We start from the raw sequence: 10,613 nt of genomic DNA on the forward strand, positions 1-10,613 counted from the left end.
GGCGGGGCCGCGGTGGTCCGCCGGCTCATCCGCCGCCGCCGCCGCGACCCGCTCGCCCGGCTCACCCCGCGCGAACAGGAGGTCCTCGCGCTGATGGCGGAGGGCCGGTCCAACGCGTCGATCGCCGACGCCCTCAGCGTCAACGAGGGCACGGTCAGCAAGCACTTCGGCTCGATCCTGACCAAGCTCGGCCTCACCCTGTCCGAGGAGACGAACCGCCGGGTGCTTGCCGTACTGGCCTACTTGCGCGGCTGACCGGGGACGGAGGCGCCGGCCGAGCCCCGGCCGGAGGTCATCGCGGCGGCCGCGAGGGCCGTCGCCGCCAGGATCGCCCCGGCGACGAGCAGGGCGGCCCGCACGGCGGCGCGCGGAGCGTCCGTACCGGCGAGCGCCTCCGCCGTACCGCCGGCCGTACCGGCGAGGTAGACACCGCCGACGACCGCGACACCGAGGGTGCCACCGAGCTGCTGGACGGCGTTGAGGAGTCCGGCGGCCGTGCCGGTCTCCTGCGGCCCGACCCCGCTGAGCGCCACGGTGAAGAACGGGGTCGTGAACAGTCCGGTGCCCACGCCGGCGACGACGAGCGCGGCCGGCAGAAACACCGGGTACGCGTCGGGGCCGCTCGCCCCGTACGCGAGGAAGGCCGCCAGGAGACCGGCCGCGAGGACCGCGGTGCCGGAGTGCAGCACGCACGCGCTCCCGTACCGGGGGACGAGCCGGTCGCCGGCCACCCAGGAACCGGCGGCCAGCCCCACCGACCAGGGCAGCAGGGTCAGCCCGGCGGCGAGCGGCCCGCGGCCCAGGCCCAGTTCCAGGTGGAGCACCACCACGATCATGACGGCGTTCATCACCGCGAAGAAGAGCGTCGAGGTGCCGAGCGCCGCCGGGAACGCGCGACCCCGCAGCAGAGCCGGTTCGACCAGCGGAGCCCGGCCCCGGCGGGCGGTACGGCGCTGCTGGACGACGAACCCCGCGAGGACGAGGACTCCCGTCCCCGCGCTCGCCCAGGCGGCGGGTCCCGGGGTGCCCGTACCGCCGGTCAGCGGGCACACCACCAGGGCGATGCCCGCCGCCGCCAGCACGGTCCCGGCCGGGTCCAGGCGCGGGCGGACCGGGGCCCGGTCCTCGCGCAGACGCGGCGCGAGGAACAGCACGACGGCGGCGAGCGGGAGGTTGACGAGGAAGACCGCGCGCCAGGACGAGCCGAGCACGTCGGCATGGGTCAGTACGCCGCCGAGCACCGGTCCGAGCACGGCGGACAGGCCCATGACCGGGCCGATCGCACCGAGCGCCCTGGGCAGCTCCTCACCGTCGAACATCGCCCGTATCAGCCCGAAGGTCTGCGGGACGATCAGTGCGGCGGCGGCACCCTGGAGCGCGCGCAGTCCGATCAGCGCCTCCGGGCCGGGGGCGCACGCGCAGGCCGCCGAGGTGACCGCGAAGGCCACCACGCCGATACGGAAGACCCGGCGCCGCCCGGCCCGGTCTCCCAGGCGGGCACCGGTCAGCAGCGCCAGCGCGAACGCGAGGGTGTACGCGGCGCTGAACCACGGGATGGTGGCCTCCGCTCCGCCGAGACGGGCGTGCACCACCGGTGCCGCGACCTGGACGATCGTGGCGTCCAGCAGGTTCATGGCCTCGGCGACCAGCACCGCGACCAGGGCGGACCAGCGCTGCGGACAGGGGGTGTCCGGCACCGGGTCCGGGGCGGGACCGGTGGGTGTGCTGCGGCACGACGTACGGGACATGGCGCTCCCTCCGTGGAACGGGTGACGGCGGCCGGTGCCCGGCGAGCCGTGGCAGGGGACCAGGGTTCCGCGACGCCCTTACCGGATTCCAATCCCGAAGCCGGAAACCGTGATTACTTCCATCCGGCTCGGCTACTTTGGTGGATGTGCTCGTACTGGATGACCTGGACCGCCGCCTGGTCCACGCCCTGCACGTGAACGGGCGGGCGCCGTTCACGCTCGTCGCCGAAGTCCTCGGCTGTTCCACACAGACCGTGGTCCGCCGCTACCGGCGGCTGCACGCGCAGGCGGGTCTGCGCGTGGTCGCGCTCCCCTCGCCGCGCAGCTCGGGCACCCACCAGTGGCTCGTGCGGCTCACTGCCGCGACCCGCACCGCGCACGACATCGCCCTCGCGCTCGCCCGCCGCCCCGACACCTCCTGGGTACGGCTCGCCTCCGGCGGCACCGAGATCGTGGCCGTCATCCGCACCACCCCGGCGGGCCCGGACGCCCACGCTCTGCTGCTCCGGGACATTCCGCGCACCGCCGGAATCACCGCGGTCTCCGCTCACTACCTGCTGCACACCTACCTCGGAGGCCCGACCGCCTGGCGGGGCAGGGTCGACGCGCTCGACGCCGAACAGCAGACGCGGCTGGGCGCCGAGGGCGTCCCGGGCGCCGGTACGGCCCCCGGGCCGGCCACGTCCGCCTACCTGTTGACCGACGCCGACCGGCTGCTCCTGGAGGCGTTGCGCGACGACGCCCGGGCCGGCTACGCCGACCTCGCCGCCGCCACCGGCTCGACCGCGTCCACGGTGACCCGGCGACTCGCCGAACTGCGGGCGCGCGGCGCGCTCTTCTTCGACGTGGACGTGGACCCGGCGCTGCTGGGCGCGACCGTCTCGGCGCTGCTCTGGATGCAGGTGGCCCCCGCGCACCTGGACGAGGTCGCCCACGCGCTGGCGCAGCACGAGGAGTTGGCGATGGTGGTGGCCACCACCGGCCCCACCAACCTGGTCGCCCAGGCGCTCTGCCGGGACACCGACGAGCTGCACCGCTATCTGACCCGGAAGGTGGCCTGGAGCACCATCCACCGGATCGAGACCGCCCCGGTGCTGCGTACGTACAAGGCGGCGGCGACGCTCCGCAGCGGCTGGGGGTGAACGGTGGGCGGTGTCCCGCGCGTGCCGATGGGCATTGATCACGTACGGAATCCAGTACGGGCCGCCCGCGAGAGAATGCGGGGAAACGTGTCCCGGCAAGGGAACGGACGGGAAGAGGCAGCAAGATGACCGCACCGCACACGGGGAACACCCCCTGGCTCCGCCGCTACCACGCCGCAGGGGCGGATGCCGTGACCCTGGTGTGCTTCCCGCACGCCGGCGGCTCCGCCGGCTGGTTCCACCCGTTCTCGGCAGCCCTCGCGCCCACGGTCGGGGTGGTGGCGGTCCAGTACCCGGGGCGGCAGGACCGCTTCTCCGAGCCGTGCGTCGAGGACCTCGGCGAGATCGCCGAGACGATCAGCCGCGAACTTCTGGCCCTGCCGGGCCCGTTGGCCTTCTTCGGCCACAGCATGGGCGCCTCGCTGGCGTTCGAGGTGGCCAGGTTGCGGGAACTGAGCGGCGCCGAGCCGCCGTTGATGCTCTTCCTCTCCGGCCGCAGCGCCCCGGACACCCACCGCCCGCCGGGGCAGCCGGTCGGCTCGCTGGACGACGCGGGTCTCGTCGCGCGGATCAGGCGGCTCGGCGGGACGCACACCGAGCTGCTGGCGGACCCCGAGATCGTCGGCCTGGTGCTGCCCGCCGTCCGTGGCGACTACCGCGCCCTCGAAAGCTACCGCTGCCCGCCGGGCACCGTCCTGCGTTCCCCCCTCACCGTGCTGACCGGTTCCGAGGACCCGCTCACCACCGCCGAGGAGGCCGACGCCTGGCGCCACCACACCACCGGCACCTGCACCGTGCACACCTTCCCCGGCGGCCACTTCTTCCTGGAGGCCGAGTCCCCCGCCGTCCTCGCGACGATCACCGGCACCCTGGCGCGCATCGCCGTGTAACAGCCCCCGGGGGCGTGGAGTGCGTCACGTCCACCCCCGCACCCGCCGGGCGGGCATGACCGCCAAAGGCCCGCCCGGCCCGGCTCCTCGGCCCGCCCCGTCCGGCGACCGGGCGGCACACCGCAGGCACGGGCCCGGCTCAGCCCCGCGCCGCCCGGTCTGCCCAGCGGCGGGGCGCTGCCGACGAGTTGGCGGTGACCCGCGAGGATGCCGCCACTCCCGCGGCCACTCCGGCCGGTCGGCGCCGAAGCGGATGCAGTCGTTCCGCCGGTGTGGGCTGCGGCGCCTGTCGATCACCCGCCCCGGTCCTCATTGGCCGAATGGCCAAAGCACCCGGTGACTTTCTGGCGGATATTCTCCCCCCCGCACGGTCGGCACTCAGCATGATCAGGTCGACGACCAGTGGCGTCCGGCCGTCATCCGCCGGACGCACCAACCAGCGCGGGGCGAGAGGAGCGGTGCCATGGAGACGGTCCGGACGATGCCGGGCAACGGTCCCGGTGGCGGCCTGAAGCACAGGCTGACCAGGCGGCAGGACGTGTCCGCCGACGTGCCGTCCGGCAGCGAGCTGCGGCGCACCATGGGCATGTGGCAGCTGACCCTGCTCTCCGTCGGCGCGACCCTCGGCACCGGCATCTTCGTCGTCCTCGGCGAGGCGGTGCCCGAGGCGGGCCCCGCGATCATCGTCTCCTTCCTCCTGGCGGGCGTCACCGCGCTCTTCTCGGCCCTGTCGTACGCCGAGCTCGCGGGCATGATCCCGCGCTCGGGGTCCTCGTACAGCTACGCGTACGCCACCCTCGGGGAGCTCGTCGCCTGGGTGTGCGGCTGGTGTCTCATCCTGGAGTACGGGGTGTCGGTCGCGGCGGTCGCCGTGGGCTGGGGCCAGTACGTCAACGAGCTGCTCGACCTGGTCTTCGGCGTCACCCTCCCCGACGCCCTCGCCGCCCCGCCCGGTGCGGGCGGGGTCGTCAACGTGCCGGCCGCCGTCATCGTCGTCCTCTCCATGGTGGTGCTGCTGCGCGGTGCCAAGGAGAGCGCGGTCGCCAACGTGATCATGGTGGGCGTGAAGGTGGCCGCCCTGGTGATGTTCTGCGCCGTCGCGTTCACCGCGTTCCGCGCGGGCAACTTCACGCCGCTCTTCCCGCTCGGCGCCGCCGGGATGAGCGCGGGTGCCGCCTCGCTCTTCTTCTCGTACATCGGCTTCGACGCCGCCTCGACCGCCGGCGAGGAGGCGAAGAACCCGCAGCGCGACCTGCCGCGGGCGATCATCCTCTCGCTGGCCCTGGTCACCTTCCTCTACGTCGTGGTCGCGGTGGCCGCGCTCGGCGCGATGCCGTGGGGCCTCTTCGAGGGCACCGAGGCCACGCTCAGCGAGGTCCTAGTGCGGGCCGTCGGCGGCGGCAGCCTCTGGCCGATCCTGCTGTCGATCGGCGCGGTCGTGGCGACCACCAGCGTCGTGCTCACCGTGCAGTACGGGCAGATCCGCATCCTGTTCTCCATGTCCCGCGACGGACTGATGCCGCCGGTCTTCTCCCGGGTCCACGCGAAGAGCGGGGTGCCGCGCGCCAACACGGTGATCGTCTCCTCGTTCATCGCCGTACTCGCGGCGCTCGTCCCGCTGGGCAGCCTCGCCGACGCCACCAGCATCGGCACCCTCTTCGCGTTCGGCCTGGTCAACGTCGCCGTCATCCTGCTGCGCCGCCGCAACCCCGACGCGCCCCGCAGCTTCCGGGTGCCGTTCTCGCCGGTGGTGCCGGTACTCGGCGTGATCTGCTGCGTGTACATGCTCTTCAGCCTCGGCTCGGACACCTGGATCACCTTCGCGGTGTGGATGGCCGTCGGACTGGCCGTCTACGCCCTGTACGGGATGAAGCACTCCGCGCTGAACGGCACGAAGGCCGGCGAGCGGTCGAAGGAGGACCGGTCGTGACCCCGGCCCCCGCACCCCTCGACCTCACCTCCGACGTCGTCGCGCTGACCCGCTCCCTCGTCGACCTCCCCTCCGAGAGCGGCGAGGAGGGTCCCCTGGCGGATGCCGTCGAAGCCGCCCTGCGCGCCCTCCCCCACCTGAGCGTGGAGCGGATCGGCCACTCCGTCGTCGCCCGCACGTCGCTCGGCCGCCCCGAGCGGGTGATCCTCGCCGGCCACCTCGACACCGTGCCCGCCGCGGACAACCTGCCCGCCCGGCTCGACGGCGAGCGGCTGTACGGACTCGGCGCCTGCGACATGAAGGGCGGCGTCGCGGTCGCCCTGCGGCTGGCGGCAGCGCTCACCGCACCGGTCCGGGACCTCACCTACGTCTTCTACGAGTGCGAGGAGGTCGAGGGCGACCGCAACGGGCTGCACCGCATCGCCGCCGAACGCCCCGGGCTGCTGCTCGACGCCGATCTCGCGATCCTGATGGAGCCGTCCGACGCGGGGGTCGAGGCCGGCTGCCAGGGTGTGCTGAGCGCCGACATCACCGTGCGGGGCGCCCGCGCCCACACCGCGCGCGCCTGGATGGGAGTCAACGCCGCACACCACGCCGCGCCGGTGCTCCAGCGCCTGGCCGACCACACGCCGGAGCGGGTCCTCATCGACGGGCTGGAGTACCGGGAAGGGCTGAGCGCCGTCTCGGTCCGCGCCGGGGTGGCCGGCAACGTCGTCCCCGACAGCTGTGTCGTCTCCCTCAACGCCCGCTTCGCGCCGAGCCGTTCGCCGAAGGAGGCGGAACAGTACGTACGGGCGCTCTTCCCGGCGGACCGGTTCCCGCCGGAGGAGTACGCGTTCGTGGTGACGGAGGCCGTGGCGGGGGCGCTGCCGGGCCTCGACCACCCGGCGGTCGCCTCGCTGGTCGGTGTGCTCGGGGCCGAACCGCGCCCCAAGCTGGGCTGGACCGACGTGGCCCGGTTCACCGAACTGGGCGTTCCCGCACTGAACTTCGGCCCCGGCGACCCCTCCTTGGCGCACACGCCCGGGGAGTTCGTCCCGGTGGCCCAGCTCACCCGGTGCGAGGAGCGGCTCGCGGGCTGGCTGGCCTCCGCCTAGTCGGAGGCCAGCCGGGCGCTCAGCCAGAGCACCAGCCGCTCGTCGGGGTCGCCGAGGTCCAGGCCGACGTGCTCCCTGGCCTGCCGGAGGCGGTAGCGGCAGGTGTTGGGGTGCACGGCGAGCCGCTCGGCCGCGCCCGCCATGTCGCACCCCGCGTCGAGCCAGGCCAGCACCGTGCGGGCGTACTCCGTGCCGTGCGCCGCGTCGTGCGCCACCGTCCGGGCCCAGGCACCGTCCTCGAACTCCCTTTTTCCGGCCGTCAGTTCAGCGAGACGCAGCAGGGCCACCCGGGCCTCCACGTCCTCCACCAGTGCGACCGGGCGCCTCTCGTCGACGCAGCGCAGGACCAGGTCGGCGTCGGCCCGGGAGTCCGCCACCCGCGCCATCCCCGCGACCAGGGCTCCCAGCCCGCCGCGTACGGGCATCCGCAGGGCCTGTCCGGCCCGGTCCACGATGTCCTGCGCGAGCTGCCGGTGCCGGGCCGCGCCCCGCTCGCCGGCCGCCGGGAACAGTGCGTACACCACCCCGTCGAGGAGGGCGCAGGCGTGCCGCCCGTACCGCGCCTCGCACTGGAGCCGTACGAGGTCGAGCAGGCGCGACGCCGTCTGCTCGACGTCCGGCGCGGTGCCGGCGCCCGCCGGGACGAACGCCGCCACCCGCACCGGATCGGTGCCCGCGCCGAGCCCGAGGCGGTGCGCGGCGCCGGCCGGGTCGACCGTGCCGTCCAGGACCCGGCGCAGCAGGTCACCGCCGAGGTGGCGGGCGAGCTCCTGGGCGGCGCGGGCCCGCAGCAGCAACAGGGCCGCCGTGGAGGCGCCCTGCGCGAGGGCCTCCTCCGCGTCGGGGGCGAGAGCGCCGTCGTCGACCACCCAGACGGAGCCGAGCGTCTCGCCGCCCGCCCGCACGGCGACGGCGATCCGGGGCAGGCTGCCGGCGTCGAGCGCGGGCAGCCGCAGGGGCGCCGGGGCGGCGAACACGGCCCGGTACTGCTCGGCGTTCTCCGGACTGTCGGGGACCTGCAGCCCGAGGATGCCCTGCCGCCGGTCCTCGTCCACGACCTGCCCGGACACAGTGGAGTAGGCGAGGATGCGCTGGCGCCGGTCCTCGACGGCGGTGGCCCCGCCGGTCGCTGCGGCGATGGCGTCCGCCAGGGCGAACAGGTCCCCGGCGGCGGAGGGCGTGCCCCCGGACCGTGCGCCGACGGCCGAGGACAGCAGCAGGTGGACCCGGTGCCAGGCCGCGTCCTCGTCGACGGCGAGCAGCGCGATCCCGGCCTCCTCGGCCGCCTCGGCGGGTCCGTCCGCACCCCGTACGACCACGGCCGCCATGCCGGCCGCCGCCGCGGCGTGCAGCAGGGGACCCGCCGCCTGGGGGCGCACCCCGAGCGCGAGGAGCACGGCGCCCGGGGCGGGCGGGAGCGCCGCGTCGGCGTCGTACAGCAGGATCTCGCCGACCCGCACCCCGAGCCCGCCGGGGGAGGCGACGGCCCGGACGGAGGACCCGCCGAGGACGTCGAGCAGATCGCTGAGGGTGGGGGCGTCCATGGGGGCCTCTCGATTCACAGGGCTCGGTACGTGGCTCGCCGGTCCGCCGGTCCGCCGGTTCGGCGGTTCGGCGGTTCGGCGGTTCGGCGGCCCACCCGCCTTTGGCCGATCGCAACACGACTCTAGGGGCCCGTTGTCCCTACGGACAACCAGTCGGGGGCAGGGCGCGCGGAGACTCGAGACATGACAGCGACACCCTCAGTACGCGACCGGGCCGCGACCATCGCGCGCGCGGCCGGAGTCACCACCCGCACCGTCCACGACGTGCCCGGCATCGCGGCCGTCGCCGACTTCTTCAGCGACGTGTGGCAGACCCCGCGCAGCACCCCGCCCTACCCGGCCGAGGTGCTGCACAGCCTCGTGCACGCGGGCGGCGCGGTGCACGCCGCGTACACGGAGCAGGGCGAGCTGTGCGGCGCGGCCGTCGCCGTGTTCGGGGAACCGTCGGCACTGGACGTGTACTCCTTCGTGGCCGCCGCCCGCACCAGCGACCGGGGTGTGGGGCTCGCCGTGAAGGAGGCGCAGCGGGTCTGGGCCCTCGAACGGGGCGCCCGCACCATGCGCTGGACGTTCGACCCGCTGGTGGGCCGCAACGCCCGGTTCAACCTGGTGAAGCTGGGCGGTGCGGGCACCGAGTACCTGGTGGACTTCTACGGCCCGATGACCGACGGGCTGAACGACGGCGACGAGAGCGACCGCCTCACCGTCACCTGGGACCTGACCGCCGGGGAACGTACCCCCTCGCAGACGGCGGAGCCCGCCGCCGGTACCCCCGTCGTCCTCGCCACCGCGCCCGACGGCGCCCCGCTCGCCGTCCGCGCCGGGGAGACCGTCCGCTGCCGGGTCCCCGACGACGTCGTGGGGCTGCGCGCCGCCGACCCCGCGCTCGCGCTGCGCTGGCGCCACGCCGTCCGCGAGGTCTTCACCCGGGCGTTCGCCGACGGGTACACCGCCACCTCGATGTCCCGCGACGGCTGGTACACCCTCACCCCAGCCGCACCGCACACCCCGGCCGCCGCGCCCGCCCAGGAAGGCTCCCCGGCATGAAGCTGGACCGCGTCGAACTCCTCCACGTCGCCATTCCCCTGGTCACCCCGTTCCGTACCTCCTTCGGAACGATGACCACCAAGGACACCTTCCTGCTGCACGTCGTCACCGACGAGGCGGAGGGCTGGTCGGAGTTCGCCGCCGACCCCGAGCCGCTGTACTGCTCCGAGTACGTCTCCGGCGCCGAGACCGTGATCCGCGACTTCCTGCTCCCCCGGGTCACCGCCCGGCCCGGGCTGACGACGGCCGCCCTCGCCCCCGCCATGGCGAAGGTCAAGGGCCACGAGTTGGCGAAGGCCGCCCTGGAGACGGCCGTGCTCGACGCCGAGCTGCGGGCCCACGAGATGTCCCTCGCCACCTACCTCGGCGCCGTCCGCGACCGGGTGCCCGCCGGTGTGTCCGTCGGCATCAAGGACTCCGTCCCCGAGCTCCTGGACGACGTGGCGGGCTACCTCGCCGAGGGATACGTCCGGATCAAGCTGAAGATCGAACCCGGCTGGGACGTCGAGCCCGTCCGCGCGGTCCGGACACGGTTCGGCGACGCGCTGCCGCTCCAGGTGGACGCCAACACCGCCTACACCCTGGCCGACGCCGAACACCTGCGCCGGCTGGACGAGTTCGGCCTGCTGCTCATCGAGGAGCCGCTGGAGGAGAACAACCTCCACGCCCACGCCCTCCTCCAGCGCCGCATCGCCACCCCCGTCTGCCTCGACGAGTCGCTGCACAACGCCCGCGACACCGCCTCGGCCATCGCCATGGACGCCTGCCGGGTCGTCAACGTCAAGCCCGCCCGGGTCGGCGGCTACCTGGAGGCCCGCCGCCTGCACGACGTCGCCGCCGCGCACGGCGTGCCCGCCTGGTGCGGCGGCATGCTGGAGACCGGCATCGGCCGCGCCCCCAACCTGGCCCTCGCCGCGCTCCCCGGCTTCACCCTGCCCGGCGACACCTCCGCCTCCAGCCGTTACTTCGCCGAGGACATCACCGAGCCGTTCGTCCTCCAGGACGGCCACCTGCCGGTCCCCACCTCCCCCGGCATCGGCGTCACCCCGCTCCCCGACGCCCTGCGTCGCTTCACGACGGCACGGCGGGATCTGTACGGGGGTTCCGCGGGGCGGTGAGCCTCCGGCCGCTTCGCACGCCGAGGCGGACGGCCAGGCACAGGCCGGCGAGCTCGCGCCTCTCCGCCGGTTACCGTCCCAGCTGGAAACGGTCGGC

At 74.6% G+C, this 10,613-nt stretch carries 8 protein-coding genes and 1 pseudogene; 7 read left to right on the plus strand and 2 right to left on the minus strand.

The window, feature by feature from the left end:
• Window positions 1-9: 9 nt before the first annotated feature.
• Window positions 10-255: pseudogene (locus ACFZAX_RS03115) on the plus strand (helix-turn-helix transcriptional regulator); the annotation flags it as partial.
• On the opposite strand, the gene ACFZAX_RS03120 reads toward ACFZAX_RS03115, so the two are convergent.
• Window positions 240-1,748: an MFS transporter gene (locus ACFZAX_RS03120; protein ID WP_390958555.1), complete on the minus strand. Its 1,509-nt coding sequence runs from the start codon at window positions 1,746-1,748 to the stop codon at window positions 240-242. The pseudogene ACFZAX_RS03115 and the gene ACFZAX_RS03120 overlap by 16 nt on opposite strands.
• 146 nt (window positions 1,749-1,894) lie before the next feature.
• Here ACFZAX_RS03120 and ACFZAX_RS03125 point away from each other — a divergent pair, with 146 nt between their 5' ends.
• The 4 genes from ACFZAX_RS03125 (at window position 1,895) to dapE (ending at window position 6,807) form a co-directional block, all read left to right on the plus strand.
• Complete coding sequence (locus ACFZAX_RS03125) at window positions 1,895-2,890, plus strand: AsnC family transcriptional regulator (RefSeq protein ID WP_390958557.1); 996 nt, start codon at window positions 1,895-1,897, stop codon at window positions 2,888-2,890.
• A 125-nt stretch (window positions 2,891-3,015) separates the two neighbouring features.
• On the plus strand, window positions 3,016-3,780 hold the full coding sequence (locus ACFZAX_RS03130) for an alpha/beta fold hydrolase (RefSeq protein ID WP_390958558.1): 765 nt from the start codon (window positions 3,016-3,018) through the stop codon (window positions 3,778-3,780).
• 463 nt (window positions 3,781-4,243) lie between these two features.
• A complete protein-coding gene (locus ACFZAX_RS03135) occupies window positions 4,244-5,710 on the plus strand; it encodes an amino acid permease (RefSeq protein WP_390958560.1) in 1,467 nt (488 codons plus the stop codon).
• Entirely contained in the window at window positions 5,707-6,807 is a 1,101-nt protein-coding gene (gene dapE / locus ACFZAX_RS03140; protein WP_390958562.1) for a succinyl-diaminopimelate desuccinylase, read from the plus strand. Before ACFZAX_RS03135 ends, dapE begins: the two co-directional genes overlap by 4 nt.
• Here dapE and ACFZAX_RS03145 read toward each other — a convergent pair.
• Window positions 6,804-8,351, minus strand: a complete 1,548-nt coding sequence (locus ACFZAX_RS03145; protein WP_390958564.1) for a helix-turn-helix domain-containing protein — start codon at window positions 8,349-8,351, stop codon at window positions 6,804-6,806. The two genes, dapE and ACFZAX_RS03145, sit on opposite strands and share 4 nt — an antisense overlap.
• Window positions 8,352-8,534: 183 nt before the next feature.
• Here ACFZAX_RS03145 and ACFZAX_RS03150 point away from each other — a divergent pair, with 183 nt between their 5' ends.
• Complete coding sequence (locus tag ACFZAX_RS03150; RefSeq protein WP_390958566.1) at window positions 8,535-9,398, plus strand: chorismate synthase; 864 nt, start codon at window positions 8,535-8,537, stop codon at window positions 9,396-9,398.
• Entirely contained in the window at window positions 9,395-10,516 is a 1,122-nt protein-coding gene (menC, locus tag ACFZAX_RS03155; protein ID WP_390958568.1) for an o-succinylbenzoate synthase, read from the plus strand. The genes ACFZAX_RS03150 and menC overlap by 4 nt, the downstream gene beginning before the upstream one ends.
• Window positions 10,517-10,613 lie beyond the last annotated feature (97 nt).

This window comes from Streptomyces sp. NPDC008125, from assembly GCF_042957125.1.
Classification (GTDB): Bacteria; Actinomycetota; Actinomycetes; order Streptomycetales; family Streptomycetaceae; genus Streptomyces.

Excerpts from the sequence above, each read along its gene's own strand:
- ACFZAX_RS03120 (WP_390958555.1), bottom strand. The coding sequence starts at position 1,748 with ATGTCCCGTACGTCGTGCCGCAGCACACCCACCGGTCCCGCCCCGGAC.
- ACFZAX_RS03130 (WP_390958558.1), top strand. The coding sequence starts at position 3,016 with ATGACCGCACCGCACACGGGGAACACCCCCTGGCTCCGCCGCTACCAC.
- ACFZAX_RS03135 (WP_390958560.1), top strand. The coding sequence starts at position 4,244 with ATGGAGACGGTCCGGACGATGCCGGGCAACGGTCCCGGTGGCGGCCTG.
- ACFZAX_RS03145 (WP_390958564.1), bottom strand. The coding sequence starts at position 8,351 with ATGGACGCCCCCACCCTCAGCGATCTGCTCGACGTCCTCGGCGGGTCC.
- ACFZAX_RS03150 (WP_390958566.1), top strand. The coding sequence starts at position 8,535 with ATGACAGCGACACCCTCAGTACGCGACCGGGCCGCGACCATCGCGCGC.
- menC (WP_390958568.1), top strand. The coding sequence starts at position 9,395 with ATGAAGCTGGACCGCGTCGAACTCCTCCACGTCGCCATTCCCCTGGTC.